Here is a 25,587-nt window from a genome sequence, read left to right on the forward strand (position 1 = left end):
CCCGCAGGGCCTGGCGCGCTCCTCATCGAAAGGCTGTCATCATGCGCATTCTCGGGATCAACGCCCTCTTCCACGACCCCGCCGCCGCGGTCGTCGTCGACGGGCGTACCGTCGCCGCCGCCGAGGAGGAACGGTTCTCGCGCCGCAAGCACGGCAAGCGTCCGGTGCCGTTCTCCGCGTGGGAACTGCCCGAACAGGCCGCGGCCTGGTGCCTGAAACGGGCCGGCCTGCGTCCCCAGGACCTCGACGCCGTCGCCTACTCCTTCGACCCCGACCTCGCGCGGCCCGCCGATGCCATGGGCCTGGACGACCCCTGGGACCACCTGCGGCTGACGTACGCGCGCCAGGCCCCGGGGTTCCTCGCGACAGCGCTTCCCGGCCTGGACCCGGGCATCGTCCGCTTCGTCCCGCACCACATGGCCCACGCCGCTTCCGGCGCCTTCGCCGCGGACGGCGCCGAGACCTCGTCCGTCCTGGTCCTCGACGGGCGCGGCGAGCGCGCCTCCCACCTGGCGGCGCGGCGGATCGGTGACCGGCTGGAGCCGCTGCACGCCCAGGACCTGCCGCACTCGCTGGGCCTCGTCTACGAGGAACTCACGGGCCACCTGGGATTCCTGCGGTCCTCGGACGAGTTCAAGGTGATGGCCCTGGCCTCGCACGGCAGGCCCCGCATGCTGGCGGAACTGCGCCGCTACGTCCACCCCACCGGCGACGGAGGCTTCCGCGCCACCGGCGTCCCCTGGCACGAACTGTGCGCCCCTCGCGACCCCGAGGAGCCCTGGACCCAGGACCACGCGGACGTGGCGGCCAGCGCGCAGGCCGTACTGGAGGAGACACTGCTGGACCTCGCGCGCTGGCTCCACGGCCAGACGCACGACCAGGTGCTCACTCTCGCCGGGGGCGTCGCGCTCAACTGCGTCGCCAACTCCCGTATCGCGCGGGAAGGGCCCTTCTCCCGGGTCTGGGTGCAGCCCGCCGCGGGCGACGCAGGCACCGCACTGGGCGGCGCCCTGCTCCTCGCCGCCGGTCTGGGGGACGAGCCGGAGCCCATGGCCGGAGCCGACCTGGGGCGCGAATGGTCCGACGCCGACCTCGGCGCCCTCCTCAAGACCGCCGCCGTGCCGTTCGAACGCCCGCCGGACATCGCGGCGACCGTGGCGCGCGCACTGGCCGACAACGCCATCGTCGCCTGGTTCCAGGGACGCTCCGAGTACGGGCCGCGGGCACTGGGCCACCGCTCGCTGCTGGCCCACCCCGGCCACGCGGGCAATCTCGAACGCCTCAACGACGTCAAGGGCCGCGAGCAGTTCCGGCCGGTCGCTCCCATGGTTCTCGCCGACCGGGCGGCGGACATCTTCGACGGGCCGATTCCCAGCCCCTACATGCTCTTCGTCCACGACGTGGCACCGCAATGGCGGGAGCGGATCCCCGCCGTCGTACACGTCGACGGAACAGCCCGCATCCAGACCGTGGACCCGGCGTCCGAACCGCTGGTCGCCCGCATGCTCAGCGAGTTCGAGCAGCTCACCGGCCTTCCCGTCGTGGTCAACACCAGCCTCAACACGGCGGGCCGGCCCATGGTCGACGACCCCCGGGAAGCGCTGGAATGCTTCGGCTCCTCACCGGTCGACCTCCTCGCCATCGGCCCGTACGCGGTCCGGCGCGGCACCTTCTTCGGCTCGGGCGACGACGGGTGGTCGCGATGACCGGCGCACCCGGCCACGGCACCGTGCGGGCGGATCCCGCGTACGCGGTCGTCATCCCCACACTCGGCCGCCCCAGCCTGACCACCTGCCTCACCGCGCTGGCGCACGCCCGCGGGCCCCGGCCGGTCCGGGTGGTACTCGTCGACGACCGGCGGGCCGCTCGCGGCCCGGGGCCGCACGCCCAGATCCCCGAGGCGCTGCGAGCGATCACCACCGTGGTGACCAGCGGTGGCCGCGGGCCGGCCGCGGCGCGGAACGCGGGTTGGCGGGCGGCCGGCACCGCGGGGTGGATCGTCTTCCTCGACGACGACGTGGTTCCCGCTCACGACTGGTGCGAGCGACTGGCCCGCGACCTGTCGACCGCGTCGGACCGCACCGCGGGCGTGACCGCCCGCATCACCGTGCCGCTGCCCGCCGACCGCCGGCCCACCGACTGGGAGCGCAACACGGCGGGGCTGGCGACCGCCCGATGGATCACCGCGGACATGGCCTACCGCCGGGAGGCCCTGGACAACGTCGGCGGATTCGACGAGCGCTTCCGGCGGGCCTTCCGCGAGGACGCTGATCTGGCGCTGCGCGTCCTCGACGCCGGCTGGACCCTCGCGGCGGGCAGCCGCCGCACCACCCACCCCGTCCGCCCGGCCGACCGCTGGATCTCCGTACGCCAGCAGGCCGGCAACGCCGACGACGTGCTGATGACCCGACTGCACGGCCGGGACTGGTGGAGCCGCGCCGAGGCACCGCGCGGACGTCTCCCACGGCACCTCCTGGTGACCGGCGCGGCGGTGGCGGCGCTGTCCTGCGCCGTTCTGCGCCGGCCCGGTGCCGCCGCGCTGTGCGCCGCCGGATGGCTGGCCGGGACCGCCGAGTTCGCAGCGGCCCGGATCGCGCCGGGTCCGCGTACCCGCGAGGAGACCGCCGCCATGGCGATAACCAGCGCACTCATCCCTCCCACCGCCAGCTGGCACTGGTTGCGGGGCCTGGCCGCTCATCGCCGCGCCCGCCCCCTGGCGTCCCACAGGCCCGCGGCCGCCGCCGCGGCGCCCCAGGAACGGGCCGTCACGCAGGTACGGGCATGAACGGCCGTCCCCCACCGCCGGGTCCGGCGCACGAGGCACCCGCCGCCGAGGGCCACTGGCTGTTCGGCGACGCGCTCCCCTCCGCGCCCGGCCGCGGCCGGGCGGCTCCCGCCGGCGCCGCGGGGGACCCCACCCTCCCCGCGGCGGTCCTCTTCGACCGCGACGGCACGCTCGTCGTCGACGTCCCCTACAACGGCGACCCCCGACGCGTCCTGCCGATGCCCTCGGCCAGGGAGGCCGTCGCAGCGGTGACCGCCCTCGGCATCCCGGTCGGCGTGGTCAGCAACCAGTCGGGCGTGGCCCGCGGGCTGCTGACCCGCCACCAGGTGCAGGCGGTGCGGCAGCGCGTGGACGCCCTCATCGGGCCGTTCGCCGTATGGGCGGTCTGCCCGCACGGACCGGGCGACGGATGCGACTGCCGCAAGCCGGCTCCCGGACTGGTGCTCGCCGCCTGCGCGCGGCTGCGTGTACCGGCCGACCGCACCGTCCTCATCGGCGACATCGGCGCCGACATGGAAGCGGCCCGCGCCGCCGGGGCCCGCGGGGTGCTGGTGCCCACCGCCCTCACCCGGCCCGAGGAGATCCGCCGGGCCCGGGAGACGGCCCCCGACCTGCTGGCGGCCGTCCGCCTGGTCCTGAACACCCGAGCCGATGACACCGTGCGCACCCCGAGCGGTGTGCGATGACCGCGCCGCGCACGCTCGTCGTCCGGCTGGACAGCGCGGGCGACGTCATCCTGGCCGGACCCGCGCTGCGCGCCGTCGCACACGGGTCCTCGTACACCGCGCTCCTGTGCGGTCCGCAGGGCGCGCCGGCGGCCCGGCTGCTGCCCGGCGTCGACGACGTGCTCGTCTACGAAGCCCCCTGGGTCGGTCTTGAGCCCGCGCCGGTGGCGAACGGCCCGTGGCTCGACCTGATCGCCTCCGTGTCCCGCGGCCGATTCGACCGTGCCCTGATCCTCGTCTCCTACCACCAGAGTCCGCTTCCGGCCGCGCTGCTGCTCAAACTCGCCGGCGTCGGATGGACGGCGGCCGACTGCGAGGACTATCCCGGCGCACTCCTCGACCTGCGCCACCACAGACGTCCTGACCGCCACGAAGCCCAGGCCGCCCTGGACCTCGCGGAAGACGCCGGCTACGCGCTGCCGCAAGGCGATGACGGGGCCCTGCGCGTCGGCGAACCGCCCGACTGCACGCATCTGACCGGGCGGGACCCGTACGTGGTGCTGCACCCGGGTGCGGCGGTGACGGCGCGCGCCTGGAGTCCGGCGCGCGCCGCACGGGCATGCGCGGCCCTGGACACCGCCGGGTACCGGGTCGTCGTGACCGGAGGCCCGGCGGAGCGGGCGCTGACCGCCGAGGTCGCGGGCCGACACGCCCTCGACCTCGGCGGCGTCACCGGGGACCTGCGCCACCTCGCGGGGGTCCTGGCCGGGGCCGATGCCGTACTGGTCGGCAACACCGGGCCCGCGCACCTCGCCGCCGCGGTCGGTACACCGGTGGCCTGCCTGTTCTCCCCCGTGGTGCCGGCCGAGCGCTGGCGCCCGTACGGCGTTCCGCACGTGCTGCTGGGGGACCAGAGCGCACCGTGCCGCGGAAGCAGGGCACGCCATTGCCCGGTCCGCGGCCATCCCTGTCTGGACGACATCCGTGACGCGGAGGTACTCGCGGCAGTGGCCCGCCTCGGCGGCCGACCGGCGCGCCGCACAGGGTCTGCGGGTGCGCAGGACTCATCGGAAATGGAGCGAGGAGCGACCGTATGAACATCTTGCTGTGGCATGTACACGGATCGTGGACGACGGCATTCGTTCAGGGGCCGCACACCTACCTCGTTCCCGTGACCCCCGGACGGGATCCGGACGGCCTGGGACGGGCGCGGACCTTCTCCTGGCCCGATTCGGTGCGCGAGATCACGCCCGAGGAACTCCGTGAGGCACCGGTGGACCTCGTGATCCTCCAGCGTCCCCACGAGATGGAGCTCGCCGCGCGATGGCTGGGCGGCCGGCGGCCGGGACGGGACCTGCCGGCCGTCTACCTGGAGCACAACGCCCCGGACGGCAACGTCCCCACGACCAGGCACCCGTTCGCGGACCGCGGCGACCTGACGCTGGTACACGTCACCCACTTCAACCGGTTGTTCTGGGACAACGGCACCACCCGCTCCGAGGTGATCGAGCACGGCATCGTCGACCCCGGCCATCTGTACACCGGCCGGATCCCCCACGCGGCGGTCGTGGTCAACGACCCCGTACGCCGTGGCCGTTACACCGGAACCGACCTCCTGCCCGCCCTGGCCGAGGCTGCTCCGCTGGACGTGTTCGGCATGCGCAGCGCGGGACTCGCCGCACACCTGGGCGTGCCCCCCGACCGCTGCCGCACCGCCGACCTCCCGCAGAGCGAGCTGCACGCGGCCATGGCGCAGCGCCGGTTCTACCTGCACCCCGTGCGCTGGACCTCCCTGGGCCTGTCCCTGCTGGAGGCCATGCACCTCGGCATGCCCGTGGTGGCCCTCGCCACCACGGAGGCGGTGGAGGCCGTCCCGCCCGGCACCGGGACCCTGTCGACCCGCCCCGAGGTCCTGGCGCGGGCCGCCCGCCGCTATCTGGAGGACCCCGGGGCCGCAGCCGAGGACGGGGCCCGGGCACGTCAGGCGGCCCTCGAACGGTACGGACTCAAGCGCTTCCTGGCCGACTGGGAGCGTGTGATGGCGGAGGTGCGCTCATGACGTCCAGCCCCTTCGACGCGGGACGGCTGTCGATCGCCCTCGTCTCGGAGCACGCCAGCCCCCTCGCCGCCCTGGGCGGCGTCGACGCCGGAGGCCAGAACGTCCATGTCGCGTGCCTCGCCGGAGCCCTCGCCGACCGTGGACACCGCGTCACGGTCTACACCCGCAAGGACGCGCGTCACCTGCCGGACCGCACCCGCATGCGGGCGGGCGTGGAGGTGCACCACGTGCCCGCCGGGCCCGCGCAGCAGATCCCCAAGGACGAACTGCTCCCGCACATGACCGCCTTCGGCCACTATCTGACGCGGGAATGGCAGCGGCAGGCCCCCGACCTGGTGCACTCGCACTTCTGGATGTCGGGGATGGCCTCGTTGATGGCCACCCGGGAACTGCGGCTGCCGCTGCTGCACACCTACCACGCCCTGGGCACCGTCAAGCGGCGCCACCAGGGGCACGCGGACACCAGCCCGCCGGCGCGGATCGCTTGCGAGAGGGAGATCGGCCTGCACGGCGACCGGGTGGTCGCCACCTGCCGTGACGAGGTCGCCGAGCTGGCGCGGATGGGCATCCCGCCCGACCGGGTCGACATCGTGCCCTGTGGAGTGGACCCCGAGGTCTTCACCCCGCAGGGGCCGACCCTCGAACGGGGCCCCCACCGCCACCGGCTCGTCCAACTGGGCCGCCTCGTGCCGCGCAAGGGCACCGCCGTCTCCATCCGGGCCCTCGCCTTCCTGCCCGATACGGAACTGGTCGTGGTGGGCGGGCCGACCGCGGACCGCCTCGGGGAGGACCCGGAAGTCCGCCGGCTGCGTGCCGTCGCCAGGCGAGCGGGAGTCGCCGACCGGGTGCGCTTCACGGGGGCGGTGCCCAGCGCGGAGGTCCCCGCGGTGCTCCGCGGCGCCGACGTGGTGCTGTGCCCGGCGGACTACGAACCCTTCGGCATCGTGCCGCTGGAGGCGATGGCCTGCGGCAGGCCCGTCGTCGCGAGCGCGGTCGGCGGCCAACTGGACACCATCGCCGACTTCGTCACCGGCAGGCTCGTACCGCCCGGCGACCCGGCGGCCCTCGCCGCGGCCGTCGCCCCGCTCCTGGCCGACTACGCCCGGAGGCTGAGCTGCGGAGCGGCGGGCCGCAGGCGCGTACTGAGCCGGTACAGCTGGGCGAGCGTCGCGGAGGCCACCGAGGCGGTGTACCGCTCGGTGCTCGCGTCACGGCCCGCCATGACGGGAGCGATCTGATCGCGTATCCGGGATCACGGATCCGTGATCCCGGATCCGGATCACCGACCCGAACCCTTCGCGCAGTACCGATCAACGAGGGAGGCACGGACACGGACGCCTTTGACCCGCGACCTGTCCGACCATCATGAGCGAAGACCCTGTGACCGAAGGCCCTGTGACCGAAGACGCGCACCAGCACTGCCAGTCCCTGCAAGACGCGCTGGAGCGATTGCGCCGGGACGGCATCGGCCGCCTGGCGGACTGGGGCGGGCGGCTGGCCGGCATCCTGACCGGAGGCGGCCGCCTGCTGGCCGCGGGCAACGGCGGCAGCGCCGCCCAGGCACAGCACCTGACCGCCGAACTGGTGGGCCGCTACCGCGAGGAGCGGCCCGCCTACTCGGCCATAGCCCTCCACGCGGAGACCTCAAGCCTCACCGCCATCGGCAACGACTACGGCTTCGACCACGTCTTCGCGCGGCAGGTGTCCGCGCACGGCCGACCGGGAGACGTTCTCCTGCTGCTGTCGACCTCCGGCCGCAGCGCCAACCTGATCGCGGCGGCGGCGACGGCCCGGACCACCGGACTACAGGTCTGGGCCATGACCGGCCCCGGACCCAACCCGCTGGCCGAGATCGCCGACGAGACGCTGTGCATCGACGCGCCGCGGACCGCAACCGTCCAGGAAGCCCATCTCGTGGCCGTCCATCTGCTGTGCGAGAGCTTCGACGCGGCCGCCTCGGTCAAGACCTCCAAGGTCCGCCGCTCCGTGACCGTCTCACCGGGCCTGCGATGAGTGCCCCCGGGCCCTTGGTGGTCGTCGGGGACGCCCTGCTGGACCAGGACATCAGCGGCGTCGCCACGCGACTCTCACCCGACGCCCCGGCCCCGGTCGTCGACGTCACCGCGGAACTGTGCCGTCCGGGCGGCGCCGGCCTCGCGGCGGTCCTGGCCGCGCGCGGAGGCCGCGAGGTGGTCCTGGTCGCGGCCCTGGGCGACGATCAAGCCAGCGAATCCGTACGCCGCGCGCTGCACGGCCGGGTCACCCTGGTCGAACTGCCCCTGGACGGCTCGCTCCCGGTCAAGACACGGGTCCTGGCGGACGGCCGGCCGCTCGTACGGATCGACCGCGGCGGCGGCCGGCCGGGCGCACCGGACCGAGCCGTACGTGACGCGCTGGCCTGCGCGGGCGCCGTCCTCGTCGCCGATTACGGACGCCACACCGCCCAGGCCGTACGGGCCCACCTCGCGGACGCCGCCCGCCGTGCGCCCCTCGTCTGGGACCCCCACCCCAAGGGCGACACGCCCGTACCCGGGGCGCGACTGGTGACACCGAACCTGGCCGAGGCACGCACCCTGTGCCCCGGTGAGAGCACCAGCCTGCGCGCCGACGCCCGGCGTGGCGCCGAGCTCGCGGAGCGCTGGGCGGCCGCTTCGGTCGCCGTGACACTCGGCGAGCGCGGGGTGCTGCTGACGCGTCCGGGCGAGGACACCCCGATGCTCGTGCCGCCGCCCTACCGGGCCGAGGGGGACCCGTGCGGAGCGGGTGACTGCTTCGCCGCCGCCACGGCGGCCGCCCTGGCGGACGGAGCCCTGCCCGAAGAGGCCGTGGAGCGGGCGGTGGCCGACGCCTGCGCCTTCGTGGCGGCAGGAGGCGCGGGCAACCCCGCGCTGTGGCGGGCGGAGGCCGCCGAAGAACAGAGCCCTCCCTCGGACGCCTTCGCCCTCGCCCGGAGCGTACGGGCCCGGGGCGGGACGGTCGTCGCGACCGGCGGCTGCTTCGACCTGATCCACGCGGGTCACGTCGGACTGCTGGAAAGTGCCCGCCGCATCGGCGACTGCCTGATCGTGTGCGTCAACACGGACGCGTCCCTCACCCGGCGCAAGGGCCCCGGACGCCCGCTCAACCCACTGGCCGACCGGATGCGCGTACTGAGCGCGCTGGGCAGCGTCGACGCCGTGGTGGCCTTCGAGGAGGACACACCGGCCGCACTCCTCGACGCGTTGCGACCGGACATCTGGGTCAAGGGGGGCGACTACGCGGTCGAGGACCTTCCCGAGGCGGCCGTGCTGCGGCAATGGGGAGGCCAGGCCGTGGTCCTGCCGTACCTGGCCGGCCGTTCCACCACCCTGCTGACCGACCGGGCGGCGCGGGCGGCCGCCGTACCGCCGGGATCCTGATACCCGTACCGCCGGAAGGCAGTGGACACATGACGATGAAGGCGGAGCCGCGAAGCGCACCCGGTGGGTCCGGCGCGGAGGGAGCGGCTGCCCCGCAGCCTCGCGTCCTGGTGCTGCGGGCCCTGGGACTGGGCGACCTGCTGACGGTGGTGCCCTGTCTGCGGGCCCTGCGGCGGAGCCTGTCCGGGCACGAGATCGTGCTGGCCGCGCCGCAACGGCTGGCGGCCGCCGCGGCCGCCACCGGACTGGTCGACCGTACGCTCGCGGCCGAGGCATCCGGACGTCAGGTACCCGCCGACATCGCCTGGCACGGCCCGCCGCCCGACATCGCCGTCGACCTGCACGGCAACGGGCCGCCGAGCCACCTGCTCCTGCAGCGGCTCGGGCCCGGCCGGATGCTGGCCTACCGCCACCCGCAGACCCCCGGCATCCGGGGCCCGTTCTGGCGCGCCGACGAGCACGAGCGGGACCGCTGGTGCCGGCTCCTGCGCTGGTACGGCATTCCCGCGGAGCCCGGCGACCTGAGCATCCCGCCGCCGCAGGAGCCCTCACCGGCGCCCGGCGCGGTCGTCATTCACCCGGGCGCGGACGCGGGGGCGCGGCGGTGGCCGCCGGAGCGGTTCTCGGCCGTGGCGGCGGCGCTGCGTCGTGCGGGACACCGGGTCGTGGTGACCGCGGGCGCGGCTGAAGGCAGATTGGCCCACTCCGTGGCCGCCGAGGCGGGGCTACCGCCCGGGGCCGTGCTGGGCGGGGCGGCCGACGTACCGTTCTCGCAGATCAGCGCACTCATCGCGGGGGCGCGGTGCGTGGTGGTGGGGGACACCGGAGTCGCCCACCTCGCCTCCGCGCTGGGAACGCCCTCCGTGATCCTGTTCGGCCCTGTCTCGCCCCGCCTCTGGGGCCCGCCGGCCCTCGAACGGCATCGGGTGCTGTGGCACCCCGAACCGGGCGACGACCCGCTGCGCCCCGGAGACGCGCACGGAAGCCTGCCCGACCGGCGGCTGCTGCGGATCACGGTCGAGGAGGTGATCGACGCCGTGGACGACCTGCTGGGCCCGTCCCCGTCCCCGTCACCGTCCCCCTCCGAGGCCGGGGACCGGCCGAACGGCCTACGCGGCGGTGCCCAGGCCCGGACGCACCGGCGCCGTGCCGCGCTTGGCCAGGAACAGAACCTGGGGTGAGGTACGGCGGCCGCGGAGCAGGAAGCCCGCTCCGATGGCGCCCGCGGCCACGAGGCCGCCGATCACCAGTGCGCCTCGGACCCCGGCCAACTCCATGAGCAGCCCCAGCCCGGGCGGCGCCGCGAGGCCCCACAGCGTGCGGACACTGCTCCAGACACCCAGGACGCGGCCGCGCAGGTGAGCGGGCGGGTCGGTCTGGAGGACTGTCGTTCCGGCGGTTTCGGAGACGGACTCGGCGACCGCCATCGGCAGTACGAGCACGAGCAGCACGGCCAGTGAGGGCGAAAGCCCCGCCATCACCTGGAGGAGGGATCCCGCGGCGGCCAGCATGCCGACCGTGCGTACGCTCGGCTTGCGCAGCCGGGCGCCCAGCACCGCCCCGATGATGCCCCCGGCGGCCAGGACGGTGGACACCGTGCCGAAGGCGGCGGCGTCGCCCGCGAGGGGGCCCGTCACCAGCACGACGAGGGTGAGCCCGTAGTTCCGTCCGAAGAGGGCGCTGACGCCGCTGATGGCGGCCAGCGCGACCAGCCGGGGCCGGCTCATGAAGAAGGCGAGGCCCTGACGCACGCTCAGGTCGGCATCCGCCGCGCCGGCCGTCTTGACCTCGGCCGTCTCGACCTGGGTCGGCTTGGCCTCGGCCGTCTTGACCTGGGTCGGCTTCGGCCGCTCGGCGGTGCGAGGCGCGGGGACGGAGACCTTCGCGGCCTTCTCGGCCCTCTCGGCGTTCTCCGCCCGCCCAGCCCGCTGCCGGGCGGGCTTCAGGAACGGAATGACGGCGGCGACGAAGAGGAAGGAGAGGCCGTTGGCCCCGTAAGCGGCCGCCGTACCGAGGAAAGCGACCGTCACTCCGCCGAGGGCGGCGCCGACGAGCCGGCCCGCGTTGTAGATCAGCGAGCCCACACCGATGGCGGAGGGCACGTCCTGCGGACGGACCAGATCGTTGCCGAGGAGAGCACAGGCGGGTCCGTCGACCGTGGCGATGAGACCGGTCACCGCGGCCAGCACCATCAGCACACCGAAGTCGAGCCGGCCGACCGCAACGAGGACGGCGGTCAGGAAGGCGACGGCTCCCAGCAGGACCTGGCTCACGGCCGCGGTCACCTTGCGGTTCCACCGGTCCACCGCCGCACCGCCGACCAGGCCCATCAACAGGCCCGGAGCCGCCTGGACGGAGATGGACAGACCCGTCGCGGCGGCGGAGCCGGTGATCTGCAGCACGAGCAGGTTCTGGACCGTCAGCTGCATCCACGTCCCCGTGTTGGAGACGAAGTGGGCTACGGACCACCAGCGCATGCTGCGGTAGCGCAGAGAGCGCCAGGGGGAGCGGTCGGGAGTGGTCGAAAGCGGCGTGGTGGCAGGGGAGGGCGGCAAAGAAGACACAGTGGGGTACCTGAAAGAGCGCATGGCTCGGCTGGTGGCGGGGCGAAACCGGGGACGGGACGACCGACGGTGCTCCGGCACGTCCACCGCTGTGGCGATCGATCGGCTGGCAGGCTCACTGGGTCCCGGCGAACCATCCTGACAGACCAGGATTCGCCGCGGCCGTCCGGACGCGTGCGGCGGACGGCTCGGAGGGCGAAATCGCTTGCGGGGGCAGGGGTCCGGGGGCCCGGGTGTGCTTGCTCACAGGAACCGCTACGGGCCCTTTCCGGGCCGCTGAACGGTCGGGATCACCTGGCCGTGGCCGCCGGCCACCAACGACCACGGGCGGCGCGCCCCGCCCGTGGTTCCGTCGCCCGTGGGGCGGGCGCGCGCCGCCGCCTTCTCAGGTCTTCGGGCCGTCCGGCTGCTCGCGGTCATGGTCGTCCGCCTGCCGGCCGCCCGCCATGCGCGCCTGGTCCTCCTCGCTCCACGCGCGGGTGTCGCGGGGCTCGACGTACGGCTCTTCGTCCGTCGGGTGTCCGCCTGCGATGGCCCGCTGGCGCGACATCTCGGCATCGAATTCGAGGCCCAGGAGGATCGCCAGGTTGGTGATCCACAGCCACACCAGGAAGACGATGACACCGGCGAGGGTGCCGTAGGTCTTGTTGTAGGAGGCGAAGTTCGCCACGTAGAACGCGAAGCCGGCCGAGGCGAGCATCCATATCACCAGGGCGAGGAAACTGCCCGGGGTGATCCACTTGAAGCCGCGGCCCTTCGCGTTCGGCGCCGCCCAGTACAACAGGGCGATCATGATGGTGACGAGGAGGACCAGGACCGGCCACTTGGCGATCGACCACACCGTCAGCGCCGTGTCACCGATACCCAGGACGTCCCCGGCCTGGCGGGCCAGACCGCCGGTGAACACGACGATCAGCGCGCTCACACACGCCATGACCATCAGGGTGACGGTCAGACCGAGGCGCAGAGGCAGGACCTTCCACACGGGCCGGCCCTCCGGCATGTCGTAGACGGCGTTGGAGGCGCGGATGAACGCCGCCACGTACCCGGACGCGGACCACACCGCTATGGCGACGCCCACGAGGGCCATGATCGACCCGATGCCGCTGTTGCCCTGCAACTGCTGCACGGCGCTGGTGATGATGTCGCGCGCGGCCCCCGGAGCGAGCGTCTGCAGGTTGTCGAGCACCTGCTGGGTCACCGACCGGCCGGCGAGACCGAGGATGGACACCAGCACCAGCAGGGCCGGGAAGAGGGCCAGAATGCCGTAATAGGTCAATGCCGCGGCCCGGTCGCCCAGCTCGTCGTCCTTGAACTCCTTCAGCGTGCCCTTCAGTACCTGGCCCCAGGCCCGTTTGGGCATGTCGGTCGGTCCGTCGGGCGCATGGCGCTCCACCTGCTCGTCCGGCCCCGTTCTGTCCGCGGCCACCCGCTCCGTGCGCCCGTCGGGTGCGGGGCTCAGGCCGCCGCTCCGGTTCTGCTCGTGACGCCTGCGTTGCCATAGTGCTGCCATACGGGGCGACTTTCCGGAAAACGCGGCTCCAATCGCGCCCCGCCACACCGGCGCCGGAAGAGGCCGCGGTCGGCGAAACCGAGACCGGAGGGGGGACGATGGACGCATGACGGATCATCGCGTTCTGATCACGGGTGCCTCCGGGGTCGTCGGCGGCTTGGTGTGTCCCCGCTTGCGGCGGCCGGGGCGTGTGCTCCGCCTCATGGATGTGGTCCCTCCCGGCGACGCGCTGCTCGCGGGGCCGGCCGAGGTGGTGGTCGGGTCGGTCACGGACCCCTCGGCCATGCGGGAGGCGTGTGCCGGCGTGGACGCGGTCATCCACTTGGCGGGCCTGAGCAGGGAGGACACCTGGGAGGAGATCCTGGAGGCCAACGTCGTGGGCACGCGCGTGGTGCTGGAAGCGGCTCGGTCGGCGGGCGTCGGGCGGGTGGTGCTGGCTTCCAGCGGCCATGCGGTGGGTTTCCGCACCACGGAGGAAGCCGGAGCCGAAGGACTCCCCGCCGACAGCAGCGCGCGTCCGGACACGTACTACGGGTTCAGCAAGGCGGCCATGGAGGCCTTGGGCAGCCTCTACCACTCCCGGTTCGGCATGGACGTGATCTGCGTGCGGATCGGTTCCTGTTTTTCGCGTCCGCCGGGCCCGCACGGACTGAGGACGTGGCTGTCCCCGGACGATGCGGGACGCCTCTTCGAGGCGTGTCTGACCGCCGAGAGTCCCGGTTTCCGCATCGTGTGGGGGGTGTCGAGGAACACCCGGAACATCTACTCCCTGCGCGAGGCCGAGGAGCTGGGATACAGGCCGGCCGACGACGCGGAGGTGTTCGCCGCCGACCTGCTGGCCGGCCTCGATCCGCAGGAGCGGGCGGATGAGGTGTACGTCGGCGGCCGGTACTTCACCGTGACCGCCGAGCTCGGTGTGCCGATGGCGTAGCGAACCGGTGCCCGTCCGTCACGGGGACCTTGCCGTCCGGTCCGGTGCGTAGCGACCCGACGCCCGGGTAGCCGCCCCGGGGGAGACGCTCCGAAGCTCCGACCCGGGGGGAACCGGGCAGCTGGGGAACCGGCCGGCTGACGGCTGGGCGCCCGCACCGGCAACGGCACCGGAGGACGTATGAGTGAGGTATTCGATTCGATCGTCGAGAGCGAGCCCGCGGTGCACGGGGCGCCCACGGTGACGCTGGTCGAAGGGCCGACCTTCTGTGTGTCGGGAACCGCGGGCGACATGGACGCGGAGTGGCCCCAAGGGCTGTTCTTCCGGGACACCCGCATCATCTCCGACTGGCAGCTCCGGGTGGACGACCGGCTCCCTCAGCAGCTCACGGTCCTGTCCCGTGATCCGTACAGCACGACCTTCGTCGCCCGCGTCCCCCCGCGCGGCTCGCAGACCGAACTGCTGCTGGAACGCAGGCGTTACGTCGGCGACGGAATGCGCGAGGACCTCCATCTGCGCAACCTGGGCAACCTGACGGTGTCGGCGACGCTTTCCCTGCGGATCAGCGCCGACTTCGCCGATCTGTTCGAGGTGAAGGAAAACCGGGTGCGGCCCCACGGCGAGGTCTCCTCCAGCCCCGAGGGCTCCTGCCTGACCATCGCCTTCCGGGCCGGTCGGGCGCACCGCGGCGTACGGGTGGAGGCAGCCGGCGCCTGGGCGCGGCACGACCGCCTCGACTTCCAGGTCGACCTGGAGCCGCGCGGCGAGTGGCGTACGACCGTCCTGGTCCAGCCGAGCATCGACGGCCGGCAGATCGCCGGCACCTTCCCGGCGGGATCCGAGGTGGGCGAGTCCCAGCCCGCCCTGCGCATGCGGGCGTGGCGCGAGGCGACCCCGCACATCACCGAGATCGAGGACCCGGAGCTGCACCGGACCCTGCGACGCAGCCTGGAGGACCTGGGGGCGCTGCGCATCTTCGACCCGGAGCACCCCGAGAACGTGGCGGTCGCCGCGGGCGCGCCTTGGTTCATGGCGCTGTTCGGGCGGGACTCGCTGCTGTCCTCGTACATGGCGCTGCCGCTGGATCCGACCCTGGCCCTGGGCACCCTGCAGACCCTGGCCCGCGCCCAGGGCACGACCACCGACCCCCGCACCGAGGAACAGCCCGGGCGGATCCTGCACGAGACGCGCTTCGGCCTCGACTTCCCCCTCGCCCGCGGCGGCGGCAGCGTCTACTACGGCACGGCGGACGCGACCCCGCTGTTCGTGGTGATGCTGGGCGAGCTACGCCGCTGGGGCATCGCCCCCGAGGCGGTCGAGGCGCTGCTCCCGAACGCGGACCGCGCGCTGGCGTGGATCGAGGAGTACGGGGACCGGGACGGCGACGGTTTCGTGGAGTACCAGCGGATGACCGACGACGGTCTGCTCAACCAGGGCTGGAAGGACTCCTACGACGGCGTCAACTTCGCCGACGGCCGCATGGCCGAGCCGCCGATCGCCCTGTGCGAGGTGCAGAGCTACGTCTACGCCGCCTACGTGGTGCGGTCCCACTTCGCCCACGAGGCCGGAGACATGGAGGGCGTGGACCACTGGGGGACGCGGGCAGCCGCGCTGAAGGAAGCCTTCAACGAGCGGTTCTGGCTGCCCGACCGCGGCTGGTTCGCCATCGGCCTGGACGGGGAGAAACGACCGATCGACGCCCTGGCCTCGAACATGGGGCACTGCCTGTGGACGGGGATCGTCGACGAGGACAAAGCGGCCCGGGTGGCGGAGCGGCTGCTGTCGCCCGAGATGTTCACCGGCTGGGGAGTACGCACCCTCGCCTCCTCGATGGGCGCCTACAACCCGATGAGCTACCACAACGGATCGGTGTGGCCGCACGACAACGCGCTGGTGGCCACCGGCCTGATGCGGTACGGCTTCGTGGAGGAGGCCCAGCGGGTGGCGACCGGGATCCTCGACGCGGCGGAGGCCTTCGGAGGCAGGCTCCCGGAGCTCTTCTGCGGCTTCGACCGCGGCGAGTACGACGCGCCGCTGCCCTATCCCACCTCCTGCTCACCGCAGGCCTGGGCGGCCGCCACCCCGGTGCAGCTGGTACGCGCGCTGCTGCGGATGGACCCGTGGATGTCACACCGCCAGGTGTGGCTCGCGCCCGCGTGGCCGCAGCGCTACGGACGCCTCAGCGTCCACAACCTTCCGCTCGCCGGATGCCGCGCCGAGCTCCGCGTCGACGGCGAGTCGACCCGTCTCGAAGGCCTGCCCGAGGACGTGGAGGTCATCGAGCAGCCCCGCAGACCGCTCACCGCCGCCCCGAGCCATCGGCAGCCGTCCGGGCCGCCGCCACGCCCGCGCGACATACGGCCGGGAAGGCCGGGAAGGTGAGGAGCGACATGTCCGGCAGCCGTCCCCTCGACATCGCCATGGTCTCCACACCCTGGTACGAACTGCCGCCCGTCGCCTACGGGGGGATCGAGTCGATGTGCGCGGCCCTGGTGGACGGCCTGGTGGAGCGGGGGCACCAGGTGACCGTCATCGGCGTCGGCAGCAACGGGACCAAGGGCCGGTTCGTCGCCGTCGACGACACACCCAGAGGCGAACAGCTGGGAAGCGCGGGCCCGGAAGTCCTGCATGCCGCGCGGGTCGCCCGGATACTGCGCGGCCTTCACCCGGACGTCATCCACGACCACAGCACGGCCGGGCCGCTCCAGGCCGGCCAGCGCCCGGCCCCCACCGTGATGACCGCCCACGGGCCCGTTTCCGGAGAGACCGGCGACTACTACCGAGCTCTGGGCGACACCGTGCACTTGGTGGCGATCTCGCACGCGCAGCGGGAACAGGCGCCGGACATTCCGTGGTCCGGTCAGGTCCACAACGCGGTGCGCACCCTCGACCACCCCTTCCGCGAGCACAAGGGGGACCGGGCCCTCTTCCTGGGCCGGATCGCCGCCGACAAGGGCGTCCACCTGGCCATCGACGCCGCCCGCCGGGCGGGCGTGCCCATCACCGTCGCGGGCAGGTGCAACGGCCCCGAAGAGCGGCTCTACCTCGAGCGGGAGATCCTGCCCCGCCTGGGCGAGGACGCTCATTGGGTGGGCGAGGCGGACCTCCGCGTCAAACTCGACCTCCTCGCGCGGGCGCGCTGCCTGCTCTTCCCCATCTGCTGGGAAGAACCCTTCGGCATGGTGATGATCGAGGCCATGGCGTGCGGCACACCCGTCGTGGCGCTCCGCCGGGGATCGGTGCCCGAGATCGTCGAGCACGGCGTGACCGGGTACATCTGCGATCACCCCGCCGAACTGGCCGACGCGGTGCGTTGCGTCGACCGCCTGTCCCCCCGAGCCTGCCGCAGGCGGGTGCTGGAGCATTTCGACACCGCGCAGATGACCTCGGGCTACGCATCGCTCTACCAGCTCCTGGCCGAGCGGCAGCGGCTCCGGGCGGCGGCCTGACTCCGTGAGCCGGGCCGCGGCCGGGTGCGGGGCTGTGCGCCGGGCGAGGATCGGACGATGATCGGCCGTCCGACGAGGATCGGACGAGGGTCAGCGGGTCACCACATGCCGCTCGTCGGGGACGCAGTGGGTCATGGTGAGGCCCGTCACGTCGCGCGGCGGATTGCTGCCGAGGTTCTCCAGCCTCTTGCGGTCGTCGTCCGTCAGGGTCTGGCCGGCCAGTGGCTCCAGGTGGGAGACATCGGACGGGCCGATGCCCAGTCCGTCCCCGACGCGCAGGCCGAGCTCGTTCTCCACCAGGAGCAGATGCCACACCATGCGTTCCTGGACGGCCCGGTCGCACTGGGCGATCAGCGTGACGAAGTTGTGGACCAGGTCGTCGCGCTCCCAGTCCTCCATCAGCAGATACCGCTGCCCGGCCTGCAGGTAGTCGTTGGTGCGCGGGATGCGCTTGCGCGTCAGCCGGCCCTGGATCTCCGGCCCCTGCTCGTCATGCGTCGGATACTGCGCCTCCCGCAGCCCGCCGGTGATCGACGGCTCGTAGTTGACCTCGGGATTCTCCCCCGCGCCGTCGACTTGGTAGGCCATCATGCCGTCGCGCTGGTTGGTTCGTACATCGGCCTGCTTGGCCTGGTTCACCGGCAGCTGGAGGTAGTTCGGGCCCACCCGGTGCCGCTGCGTGTCGCTGTACGAGAACGTACGGCCGACCAGCATCTTGTCGTCGGAGAAGTCCAGACCGTCGACGAGTACGCCCGTGCCGAAGGCGATCTGCTCGTTCTCGGCGAAATAGTTGTCCACCGTGCGGTTGAGGACCATCCTGCCGACCGGCTTGGGCGGGAACTCCTGCTCGGGCCAGGTCTTGGTGTCGTCGAGCGGGTCGAAGTCCAGCTCCGCGTGCTCGTGGTCCTCCATCATCTGGACCAGCAGTTCCCATTCGGGGTAGTCGCCGCGCCGGATCGCCTCGTACAGGTCCTTGGTGGCGTGGCCCAGGTTCTCGGCCTGGACGTTGGCCGCGTCCTCCTCGGTCATACTGCGCACGCCCTGCTTGGGCATCCAGTGGTACTTGACCAGGACGGTCCGGCCCTCGGCGTTCACCCACTTGTAGGTGTTCACTCCGAAGCCCTGCATGTGCCGGTAGTCGGCCGGGATGCCACGCGGGCTGAACAGGTTCACCAGCATGTGCATCGACTCCGGAGTCTGCGACATGAAGTCGAAGATCCGGGCTGGCTTCTGCTCGTGCGAGACGGGGTCCGGCTTGAGGGAGTGGATGACGTCGGGGAACTTCACGGCGTCCCGGATGAAGAACACGCCGAGGTTGTTGCCGACGAGGTCCCAGTTGCCGTCCTCGGTGTAGAACTTCACGGCGAAACCCCGCGGGTCACGGGCGGCCTCGGAGGAGTCCCGCCCGCCGATGACCGTGGAGAACCGCACGGCGACGTCCGTCCGCTTGCCGCGTTCCTGGAACAGCTTGGCCCGCGTGTACCGGCTGACCGGCTCGTCACCCCAGGCTCCGTAGGACTCGAAGTAGCCGTACGTGGTCACGCCGCGGGCGTGGACCACACGCTCGGGGATGCGCTCCCGGTCGAAGTGGCTGATCTTGTCGAGGAAGTGGTAGTTCTCCAAGGTGGCCGGGCCGCGAACGCCGACCGTGCGCTGGTTCTGGTTGTCGTAGATCGGGTGACCCTGTCGGTCGGTGAGCACCGGACGGGGGTCGTCGGGGGCGGATCCCATGCTCGATACGTCGGTCACGGCCGGCTCCTCCTGGATGTTGGCGTGTGTCATGAGGCCGCCTCGGCCCATGGCCGTGCGGCGCGACTGCCTGCTAGTACCCGCACCATCGATCCTCACGCAACGACCGGCGTCCCGCGCGCGCTGTTTTGCCCCGGTTTTCGCGGGCAGGCCCTCCGAAGGGGTCAGCGGGGGGTCAGCGCGGCGGAAGGACATGAGATGACTGAGCACACACCCGACGCCCCGGAGCCCGACCGTCTCGCGCGGGCCCGCAGCGACGAGGAACCGGGAGCGCATTCCGGCTCCGAGAGCCAGGCGCAGGAACGCGTCGTCCCCGGCACGGCAAGCGCCCGGGAGGGCTACCACCAAGCGGGCACCGGCAGCGGGGAGCCCCTCGCGGGTGTCGAAGCCGAATCCGAGGACGAAGCCGAGGAGCCCTCCCCGACCGGCTCGGACGACTCGGGCGACTCGGAGAGTGCGTGAAGGGCGGACCCGATGGCAGTCACACGCGAACAGGTCCGCGCCCTTCTCGATCAATCCGGTGAGAACCACTCTCTCGTGATGATCGAGGGCCGAACGGAGGTCGTCCCGGCGGCCAGACTCGCCTCGGACCACTACGCCGGCGCCGTCGAGGTCGCCTCCGGCCGCGACCTGGCCGCGGCGCTCGCGCCCGGCCCACCGACCGAACAAGACCTCGACGCCCTCGCGTCCCGCCTCGATACCGCGATCGCCGAACTCGGCGCCTGACCGGGCACCGTGCCGGGTGACCCGGCCCGGTGCCAGGTGAGTGAGCCGGCACGTGGAGGGCCTGCGCCGACGGCGCAGGCCCTCCACCCGCTCCTCGTCCCTACCTACCGCGCTGCGACGGGTCTCCGTCCTGGCCCCGGACCTCGCGGACGGTGTCCTGACCGACCTCCCGCATACCCTCCGCCGTCTCCCGGCCGGCGGTTTGAGCCTGCTCCTTCGTGCTCTGGGCCGCCTCCTGAGCACTCGACTTCACCGCTTCGACCGCCTGGGCAGCCGGCTCGCGCAGCTCGTCCTGCACCTCTCGGACAGCGCCCATGGCCGTTTGCTTGACCGGTTCCACCAGCTCGTCCGAGTGCTCACGCAGCTGCTGCCCCAAGCGTTCCTCCGCTTCCGTCGTCGGCAGCAGGGCAGCGGCCAGCATGCCTGCGCCGAACGCCATCAGACCTGCTCCGAGCGGGCTGCCCTGCGTCTGCCGCTTGAGCTGGGCCGGGGCGTTCTGCACGGCCTCGCCGATCTGGCCCGCGGTGTCCTTGGCCGTCTCCGTCACGCTGCCGGTCGCCTGCGCCGCACTGTCGGCAACGCCGTGGGCGGTCTCTTGGGCTGTACCCATCACCTGCTCCTTCATCGTGGTCAGCCGATGGCGGGCGTTGCCCGCCTTGCGCCGTGCCACCTTGCGAGGAGTCACTCGGTCCGTCAGGAGGTCGACGTTGCGGGCCAAGTGGGCTCGACGGTATTCGAGGTCGTTCCTCAGCTCTTCAGGTGTCGCGCCCATTGGGCATCCTCCTTCAAGGTCTCCACCGTCTGCTCCGGTTTGAGGTTCACCGTGCGCAGCTGCTTGCGGCCGATGTAGTACAGGACGGCGCCGACCACGGCCCACACGCCCGTCACGATCAGAGCGGCCCAAGCGAGGTCCATGACGTTGGCGAGAGCGAATACGACGGTGAGGCTGGCCATCAGCATCACCAGGTGTCCTGCGTAGCCGGCTCCGCCGAGCATCCCAACGGCCTTGCCGGCCTTGGCCGACTCCTGCTTGATCTCCGCCTTCGCGAGCTCGACCTCGTCGCGGACCAGCTGCGACAGATCAGTGCTGATCGCGCTGATCAGGTCGCCTATCGAAGACTCGGCGACGGCGGGGCCGGGAGGCGGCACGGGCACGGGCCCGGGCGCGGGGCGGCGGGTGTCCGCCGCCGCTGTTCGTTCGGAATAGGACGTGGCCATGTTTCAGCTCCCTTGCCCCGGTCGCTGCCCGGCCGACGACGGGTCGGTCGCGGTAGGCGGCGGGTAGGCGGGCGGCGGCGGGGTTGCGGATCCGGCCCCGGGGCCGGTGGCTCCGTAGCCAGGCGTGACGTGTGGGGGCTGCGACTGGCCGTAGGTGTCCAGCGGGTCCGCGTACCCTGTGCCGGCGTCGGGATCCAGCTGAGAGCTGGGGAAAGAGGCCTGGCCACCAGGCGTGGGCATGCCTTCGCGCGAGGGCGCGGCAGCGCGGGGAGCACCATCGGCGGAGGCCGAGCCTGCCGCGCTGACCCCCTTGCCGGCGCGCGCGACCGCGAACCCGGCCAGCGCCGCCCCCGCGAGGAACACGCCCGGGCGACGCCGTGCGAAGTTCTGCAGGTCGGACACCAGGCCGTCGGGACCCCGGTGCTCCAGGCGGTCAGCCACCTGACGGCCGCTGTCGGCTATCTGGCGCGCCACACCCGCGGCGGTGGAATCGGGCTTGGCACCGCCCTCACTCATCTCCCTGAGCTCGTCGGCGAGCCGACGCACGTTCTCCGCCAGGCGCTGAGTCTGCGACTGTGCCTGGCCCTGGAGCTGCTCGCGCACCTGGCCGGCCAGGTTCCGGGCCTGCGCCGTGGCCTCGCCTGCCACGTGGCTCATCTCTTGCTTGGCGGTGCCGGCCACCTCAGCGGCCTTGTCACCGACCAGGGCGGCGCTTTCTCCCGCCTTCTCCTGAGCCGTCTGTGCTACTGCCGACGACTTCTGGTCTGTGCGGTTCGAGCCATCGAAGTCACTCAAGGCTCCTCCAAGTGAGTCAAAGTGGCCTTTTCCGTCTTACGGGCTTTTCCGTCTTACTTCGGGTCTCTCTTACATCGGGGCGCATACCCCGGGTCCGGCCAGGCATCCGCCCCGTTCGAAACCAGCCGAACCACGGTGCCGCGCACGGCCGGGCGCCTCGGCCACAGGCCGGATCACCGGGGGCGCCGACCGAGGAGTACGCCCAGGGCGATCATGCCGAGGCCCAGGCCGAGGTGAAGCCAGTTGTCCGCGTCGTTGACCGGCACGAAGTTGGCGGAGCTGTCGTGGTCGATGAGGAGGCCGTAGAGCCACAGCACGAGGTAGACCGCTCCGCCACCGATCAGGAAAGCGCGCGCGCCCCGCCACGTCCCCGACATCACCAGTCCGGCGACGCCGAACAGGAAATGGATGATGTTGTGCAGGACGGAGACCTGGAACACTCCCAGCAGCTTGGCCTCGGAGTGGTGCTCGGCGAACGCCATGGAGTCGTAGTCGGTGGTGATGCCGGGAATGAAGCCGAGCACGCCGACCAGCAGGAACACCGCACCCACCAGGAGCGCGGCCTGCTGAAGCGGAGTACGCCCGGCCACTGCCGAGTGGTGACGTGTGGCCATCGGAAGACCTCGTTTCGCACGTGGATGGACGTGGATGGACGTGGACGTGGACGCGGTGGGGCGACCGGACCGGACCGACCGGGCCCCTGCCCGGGCGGCGCCGGTGTCGACGCGGCCTCACCGGCTCGCTGCGCCTGTCCACCCGGTCCGTGGCCGAAACCTGGAACACGCGGACCAGTCGGCGTCCTGACCGTGCGCGCAGCGGCCGACACCCGGGGCACGGCGCCTGCCGGCGGTCTGCGACCGTGGCCCCAACGCCGCACCCAGCAGGAGACTTCCCGTGCCCGACACGACCGCCCTCACCGAACAGATCCAGGTCCGCCTCGCCGGATACGAGCGCCGGTTCACCACACTCTTCGAGGCGTACTTCCACAACCTGGGCCACGCCTTCGACGCACCCTCGTTCAGCCGGTTCACACCCGACTGCCTCGGCCTCCTGCGGGATCTGTCCTTGCGCGGAGGCAAGCGGATGAGGGTGGCGTTGCTCCACGAAGCCGCCCGTCTGGTGACCACCGAGCCCGTCGAGGGGCTGGACGACGCGGCGCTGAGCATCGAACTGCTGCAGACGCACGGCCTGATCCACGACGACATCATCGACGACAGCCCCACCCGCCGGGGCGGCCCCTCCACCCATTACGCCTACCGTGAGAAGTTCCCCGACCACCCGCAGGCCGCCCTCGGGCTCGCCCTCCTCGCGGGCGACCTCGCGCTCGCGCTGTCCCTCCAGGCGCTCCTCGACTCGAAGGCCCCCCTTCCGGTCCGCCAGGCCATGGTCGAGGTACAGACGAGGGCGGCATCAGCCACGTTCGTGGGACAGATCATCGACCTGGAGCGCGACTTCACCCCGGTCCCGGACGAGGAAGTCCTGCACTGCGTGGCCGACTACAAGTCCGCCCGGTACTCGGCTCTGGCACCGATGCAACTGGGACTCCTGGCCGCGGGCGGGCAGCCGGCCCACTTCGAGAAGGAACTGCGCCGCTACGCCCGCCTCGTGGGAATCTCCGAGCAGATGCGCGACGACTACCAGGACCTCTTCGGCGACGCGAAGGCCATGGGCAAGCCCACGGGGACCGACATCCGGGACGGGCGGCGCAACTACACCGTCCGAGCCGTCCTGACGGCCGCCACCGACTCCGAGCGGGCCATGGTCGAGTCCGGCCTCGGTGACCCCGACTGCACCGAGGAGACCATCGCCGCCATCCGCGAGGTCGCCGAGCGCCACGGCGTCCCGCAGAAACTGCGGTCGGACATGCAGCGCCATGCGGAGCTGGCCGGCGCCGAAGCCGCGGCCTGGCGACCGAGGTGGCGGGAAGAGGCGGTCGCGTTCTTCGAACGTCTTCCGGTGTGGAGCGTGGAACGGGTCGTGTGATCGCAGTGGAGAAAATCCCTTGAGTGGGTCCTTGTCAAGTTTATTGAGGAGCGATATATAGGTGGTGTCGCCATGTGCATCCCTGACCAAAGGGAGAGGAGTGAACCACGATGCTCATGCGAACCGACCCCTTCCGCGAGTTCGACCGGCTGACGCAGCAGGTTCTCGGTACGGCCGCCCGGCCGGCGGCCATGCCCATGGACGCCTTCCGTGAGGGCGAGGCCTTCGTCGTCGAGCTGGACCTGCCCGGTGTCGACCCCCGGTCCATCGATCTCGACGTCGAGCAGAACGTCCTCAACGTGAAGGCGGAACGACGGACCACCGCCGCCGGAAGCGGTGGCGAGGTGCTGATCGCGGAACGCCCCTCCGGCACCTTCAGCCGCCAGCTGTTCCTCGGTGAGACGCTGGACACCGACCGTATCGAGGCTTCCTACGAGGCCGGCGTGCTGCGACTGAGCATTCCGGTCGCCGAGAAGGCCAAGCCGCGGAAGATTGAAATCAGCGCCGGGAACGACACGCGCAAGGAGATCAACGCCTGACGGGCGTACGGCACACAGCGTGGAGGGCGGGATCCTCACCTCCCCCTCGGCCCGCCCTCCACTCCCGCCATGACGCCGGCGGCCGAGAGTCGGAGAGGAGCGAGTAATGGCACGGGCAGTGGGGATCGACCTGGGCACGACCAACTCCGTCGTCGCCGTCCTTGAAGGCGGTGAGCCCACGGTCATCACGAACACCGAAGGGAACAGGACGACACCCTCCGTGGTGGCGTTCGCCAAGGGCGGCGAGGTATTGGTCGGTGAGATCGCCAAGCGGCAATCGGTGACCAACGTGGATCTGACCGCCCGGTCGGTGAAGCGGCACATCGGAGAGGCCGATTGGCGCTTCCCCGAGTCCGGCGGCGTCGAAGGCAAGCGGTACACGGCGCAGGAGATCTCGGCGCGGGTGCTGCAGAAGCTCAAGAGGGACGCGGAGGCGTATCTCGGCGAGGACGTGACCGACGCCGTGATCACCGTCCCGGCGTACTTCAACGACGCCCAGCGCACCGCGACGAAGGAAGCCGGCGAGATCGCGGGCCTGAAGGTGCTGCGCATCATCAACGAACCGACCGCGGCTGCCCTGGCCTACGGTCTCGACAAGGACAACGACCAGACGATCCTCGTCTTCGACCTGGGCGGCGGCACCTTCGACGTGTCGCTCCTGGAGATCGGCGAAGGGCTGGTGGAGGTCAAGGCGACCAACGGTGACACCCACCTCGGCGGTGACGACTGGGACCAGCGGATCGTCGACCATCTGGTGAAGCAGTTCAAGAACGGTTACGGCGTCGACCTGTCCAAGGACAAGATGGCGCTCCAGCGCCTGCGCGAGGCCTCCGAGAAGGCGAAGATCGAACTCTCGGCCGCCACCGAGACGACCATCAACCTGCCCTACATCTCCGCCTCGGCCGAGGGCCCGCTGCACCTGGACGAGAAGCTCACGCGCTCCCAGTTCGAGCAGCTGACCGCCGACCTGCTGGAGCGCTGCAAGGCGCCGTTCCACAACGCGATCAAAGACGCCAAGATCAAGCTGTCGGACATCGACCACGTCATCCTCGTGGGCGGCTCGACCCGCATGCCCGCGGTAACGGCGCTCGTCAGGGAGCTGACCGGCAAGGACCCGCACAAGGGCGTCAACCCGGACGAGGTCGTCGCCATCGGCGCCACCCTCCAGGCCGGTGTGCTCAAGGGTGAGGTCAAGGACGTCCTGCTCCTCGAC

The 25,587-nt window shown here is 72.0% G+C and carries 24 protein-coding genes; 17 read left to right on the top strand and 7 right to left on the bottom strand.

The window, feature by feature from the left end:
• Positions 1–41 precede the first annotated feature (41 nt).
• The 9 genes from ABZX75_RS25610 (at position 42) to ABZX75_RS25650 (ending at position 10,088) form a co-directional block, all read left to right on the top strand.
• Positions 42–1,706 carry a carbamoyltransferase C-terminal domain-containing protein gene (locus ABZX75_RS25610; RefSeq protein WP_355414402.1) on the top strand — a complete coding sequence of 555 codons (1,665 nt, stop codon included), beginning with the start codon at positions 42–44 and terminating at the stop codon, positions 1,704–1,706.
• The gene (locus ABZX75_RS25615; protein ID WP_355414404.1) at positions 1,703–2,785 is read left to right on the top strand and encodes a glycosyltransferase; all 1,083 of its coding nucleotides are present in this window, start codon (positions 1,703–1,705) and stop codon (positions 2,783–2,785) included. The genes ABZX75_RS25610 and ABZX75_RS25615 overlap by 4 nt, the downstream gene beginning before the upstream one ends.
• Positions 2,782–3,471 (top strand): HAD-IIIA family hydrolase, encoded by a 690-nt coding sequence (locus ABZX75_RS25620; protein ID WP_355414406.1) that lies wholly within the window; start codon positions 2,782–2,784, stop codon positions 3,469–3,471. Before ABZX75_RS25615 ends, ABZX75_RS25620 begins: the two co-directional genes overlap by 4 nt.
• On the top strand, positions 3,468–4,547 hold the full coding sequence (locus ABZX75_RS25625) for a glycosyltransferase family 9 protein (protein ID WP_355414408.1): 1,080 nt from the start codon (positions 3,468–3,470) through the stop codon (positions 4,545–4,547). The genes ABZX75_RS25620 and ABZX75_RS25625 overlap by 4 nt, the downstream gene beginning before the upstream one ends.
• Positions 4,544–5,509 carry a glycosyltransferase gene (locus tag ABZX75_RS25630; protein ID WP_355414410.1) on the top strand — a complete coding sequence of 322 codons (966 nt, stop codon included), beginning with the start codon at positions 4,544–4,546 and terminating at the stop codon, positions 5,507–5,509. The genes ABZX75_RS25625 and ABZX75_RS25630 overlap by 4 nt, the downstream gene beginning before the upstream one ends.
• Complete coding sequence (locus ABZX75_RS25635) at positions 5,506–6,747, top strand: glycosyltransferase (protein ID WP_355414412.1); 1,242 nt, start codon at positions 5,506–5,508, stop codon at positions 6,745–6,747. Before ABZX75_RS25630 ends, ABZX75_RS25635 begins: the two co-directional genes overlap by 4 nt.
• 142 nt (positions 6,748–6,889) lie before the next feature.
• The gene (locus tag ABZX75_RS25640) at positions 6,890–7,522 is read left to right on the top strand and encodes an SIS domain-containing protein (protein ID WP_355414414.1); all 633 of its coding nucleotides are present in this window, start codon (positions 6,890–6,892) and stop codon (positions 7,520–7,522) included.
• Positions 7,519–8,907 carry a D-glycero-beta-D-manno-heptose 1-phosphate adenylyltransferase gene (gene rfaE2 / locus ABZX75_RS25645; protein ID WP_355414416.1) on the top strand — a complete coding sequence of 463 codons (1,389 nt, stop codon included), beginning with the start codon at positions 7,519–7,521 and terminating at the stop codon, positions 8,905–8,907. Before ABZX75_RS25640 ends, rfaE2 begins: the two co-directional genes overlap by 4 nt.
• A 35-nt stretch (positions 8,908–8,942) precedes the next feature.
• Entirely contained in the window at positions 8,943–10,088 is a 1,146-nt protein-coding gene (locus ABZX75_RS25650) for a glycosyltransferase family 9 protein (RefSeq protein WP_355414452.1), read from the top strand.
• On the opposite strand, the gene ABZX75_RS25655 is transcribed toward ABZX75_RS25650, so the two are convergent.
• On the bottom strand, positions 10,017–11,495 hold the full coding sequence (locus tag ABZX75_RS25655; RefSeq protein ID WP_355414418.1) for an MFS transporter: 1,479 nt from the start codon (positions 11,493–11,495) through the stop codon (positions 10,017–10,019). The two genes, ABZX75_RS25650 and ABZX75_RS25655, sit on opposite strands and share 72 nt — an antisense overlap.
• Positions 11,496–11,856: 361 nt before the next feature.
• Complete coding sequence (locus ABZX75_RS25660) at positions 11,857–12,984, bottom strand: YihY/virulence factor BrkB family protein (protein WP_355414420.1); 1,128 nt, start codon at positions 12,982–12,984, stop codon at positions 11,857–11,859.
• A 106-nt stretch (positions 12,985–13,090) separates the two neighbouring features.
• On the opposite strand from ABZX75_RS25660, the gene ABZX75_RS25665 reads away from it, so the two are divergent.
• The 3 genes from ABZX75_RS25665 (at position 13,091) to ABZX75_RS25675 (ending at position 17,364) form a co-directional block, all read left to right on the top strand.
• Positions 13,091–13,915: an NAD(P)-dependent oxidoreductase gene (locus ABZX75_RS25665; protein ID WP_355414422.1), complete on the top strand. Its 825-nt coding sequence runs from the start codon at positions 13,091–13,093 to the stop codon at positions 13,913–13,915.
• Positions 13,916–14,095: 180 nt separating this feature from the next.
• Complete coding sequence (locus tag ABZX75_RS25670) at positions 14,096–16,297, top strand: glycogen debranching N-terminal domain-containing protein (RefSeq protein WP_355414424.1); 2,202 nt, start codon at positions 14,096–14,098, stop codon at positions 16,295–16,297.
• 8 nt (positions 16,298–16,305) lie between these two features.
• Positions 16,306–17,364, top strand: a complete 1,059-nt coding sequence (locus ABZX75_RS25675) for a glycosyltransferase family 4 protein (RefSeq protein WP_355414426.1) — start codon at positions 16,306–16,308, stop codon at positions 17,362–17,364.
• A gap of 90 nt (positions 17,365–17,454) precedes the next feature.
• On the opposite strand, the gene ABZX75_RS25680 is transcribed toward ABZX75_RS25675, so the two are convergent.
• Positions 17,455–19,113, bottom strand: a complete 1,659-nt coding sequence (locus tag ABZX75_RS25680) for a catalase (RefSeq protein WP_355414454.1) — start codon at positions 19,111–19,113, stop codon at positions 17,455–17,457.
• A 198-nt stretch (positions 19,114–19,311) separates the two neighbouring features.
• Here ABZX75_RS25680 and ABZX75_RS25685 point away from each other — a divergent pair, with 198 nt between their 5' ends.
• Entirely contained in the window at positions 19,312–19,575 is a 264-nt protein-coding gene (locus ABZX75_RS25685; RefSeq protein WP_355414428.1) for a hypothetical protein, read from the top strand.
• 12 nt (positions 19,576–19,587) lie between these two features.
• Positions 19,588–19,839: a hypothetical protein gene (locus ABZX75_RS25690; protein ID WP_355414430.1), complete on the top strand. Its 252-nt coding sequence runs from the start codon at positions 19,588–19,590 to the stop codon at positions 19,837–19,839.
• A gap of 100 nt (positions 19,840–19,939) precedes the next feature.
• On the opposite strand, the gene ABZX75_RS25695 is transcribed toward ABZX75_RS25690, so the two are convergent.
• The 4 genes from ABZX75_RS25695 to ABZX75_RS25710 form a co-directional block, all read right to left on the bottom strand.
• Entirely contained in the window at positions 19,940–20,611 is a 672-nt protein-coding gene (locus ABZX75_RS25695; RefSeq protein WP_355414432.1) for a DUF3618 domain-containing protein, read from the bottom strand.
• Positions 20,587–21,057 carry a phage holin family protein gene (locus tag ABZX75_RS25700; protein ID WP_355414434.1) on the bottom strand — a complete coding sequence of 157 codons (471 nt, stop codon included), beginning with the start codon at positions 21,055–21,057 and terminating at the stop codon, positions 20,587–20,589. Before ABZX75_RS25700 ends, ABZX75_RS25695 begins: the two co-directional genes overlap by 25 nt.
• 3 nt (positions 21,058–21,060) lie before the next feature.
• A complete protein-coding gene (locus ABZX75_RS25705) occupies positions 21,061–21,852 on the bottom strand; it encodes a hypothetical protein (protein ID WP_355414436.1) in 792 nt (263 codons plus the stop codon).
• A gap of 173 nt (positions 21,853–22,025) precedes the next feature.
• A complete protein-coding gene (locus tag ABZX75_RS25710; protein WP_355414438.1) occupies positions 22,026–22,466 on the bottom strand; it encodes a DUF4383 domain-containing protein in 441 nt (146 codons plus the stop codon).
• Between the two features lie 280 nt (positions 22,467–22,746).
• Here ABZX75_RS25710 and ABZX75_RS25715 point away from each other — a divergent pair, with 280 nt between their 5' ends.
• The 3 genes from ABZX75_RS25715 to ABZX75_RS25725 form a co-directional block, all read left to right on the top strand.
• Positions 22,747–23,835, top strand: coding sequence for a polyprenyl synthetase family protein (locus tag ABZX75_RS25715; RefSeq protein ID WP_355414440.1), 1,089 nt, complete (start codon positions 22,747–22,749; stop codon positions 23,833–23,835).
• A gap of 110 nt (positions 23,836–23,945) precedes the next feature.
• Positions 23,946–24,374, top strand: coding sequence for an Hsp20/alpha crystallin family protein (locus ABZX75_RS25720; RefSeq protein WP_355414442.1), 429 nt, complete (start codon positions 23,946–23,948; stop codon positions 24,372–24,374).
• A 106-nt stretch (positions 24,375–24,480) separates the two neighbouring features.
• A partial coding sequence (locus ABZX75_RS25725; RefSeq protein ID WP_355414444.1) for an Hsp70 family protein occupies positions 24,481–25,587 on the top strand: 1,107 nt, incomplete at its 3' end.

Source organism: Streptomyces sp. NPDC003038 (assembly GCF_040611115.1).
Lineage (GTDB): Bacteria > Actinomycetota > Actinomycetes > Streptomycetales > Streptomycetaceae > Streptomyces.

Coding starts and splice junctions, on each gene's coding strand:
- ABZX75_RS25720 (WP_355414442.1), top strand. CDS start 23,946: ATGCTCATGCGAACCGACCCCTTCCGCGAGTTCGACCGGCTGACGCAG.
- rfaE2 (WP_355414416.1), top strand. CDS start 7,519: ATGAGTGCCCCCGGGCCCTTGGTGGTCGTCGGGGACGCCCTGCTGGAC.
- ABZX75_RS25685 (WP_355414428.1), top strand. CDS start 19,312: ATGACTGAGCACACACCCGACGCCCCGGAGCCCGACCGTCTCGCGCGG.
- ABZX75_RS25695 (WP_355414432.1), bottom strand. CDS start 20,611: ATGGGCGCGACACCTGAAGAGCTGAGGAACGACCTCGAATACCGTCGA.
- ABZX75_RS25675 (WP_355414426.1), top strand. CDS start 16,306: ATGTCCGGCAGCCGTCCCCTCGACATCGCCATGGTCTCCACACCCTGG.
- ABZX75_RS25665 (WP_355414422.1), top strand. CDS start 13,091: ATGACGGATCATCGCGTTCTGATCACGGGTGCCTCCGGGGTCGTCGGC.
- ABZX75_RS25690 (WP_355414430.1), top strand. CDS start 19,588: ATGGCAGTCACACGCGAACAGGTCCGCGCCCTTCTCGATCAATCCGGT.
- ABZX75_RS25650 (WP_355414452.1), top strand. CDS start 8,943: ATGAAGGCGGAGCCGCGAAGCGCACCCGGTGGGTCCGGCGCGGAGGGA.
- ABZX75_RS25630 (WP_355414410.1), top strand. CDS start 4,544: ATGAACATCTTGCTGTGGCATGTACACGGATCGTGGACGACGGCATTC.
- ABZX75_RS25620 (WP_355414406.1), top strand. CDS start 2,782: ATGAACGGCCGTCCCCCACCGCCGGGTCCGGCGCACGAGGCACCCGCC.
- ABZX75_RS25610 (WP_355414402.1), top strand. CDS start 42: ATGCGCATTCTCGGGATCAACGCCCTCTTCCACGACCCCGCCGCCGCG.
- ABZX75_RS25655 (WP_355414418.1), bottom strand. CDS start 11,495: ATGCGCTCTTTCAGGTACCCCACTGTGTCTTCTTTGCCGCCCTCCCCT.
- ABZX75_RS25670 (WP_355414424.1), top strand. CDS start 14,096: ATGAGTGAGGTATTCGATTCGATCGTCGAGAGCGAGCCCGCGGTGCAC.
- ABZX75_RS25710 (WP_355414438.1), bottom strand. CDS start 22,466: ATGGCCACACGTCACCACTCGGCAGTGGCCGGGCGTACTCCGCTTCAG.
- ABZX75_RS25625 (WP_355414408.1), top strand. CDS start 3,468: ATGACCGCGCCGCGCACGCTCGTCGTCCGGCTGGACAGCGCGGGCGAC.
- ABZX75_RS25660 (WP_355414420.1), bottom strand. CDS start 12,984: ATGGCAGCACTATGGCAACGCAGGCGTCACGAGCAGAACCGGAGCGGC.
- ABZX75_RS25615 (WP_355414404.1), top strand. CDS start 1,703: ATGACCGGCGCACCCGGCCACGGCACCGTGCGGGCGGATCCCGCGTAC.
- ABZX75_RS25635 (WP_355414412.1), top strand. CDS start 5,506: ATGACGTCCAGCCCCTTCGACGCGGGACGGCTGTCGATCGCCCTCGTC.
- ABZX75_RS25700 (WP_355414434.1), bottom strand. CDS start 21,057: ATGGCCACGTCCTATTCCGAACGAACAGCGGCGGCGGACACCCGCCGC.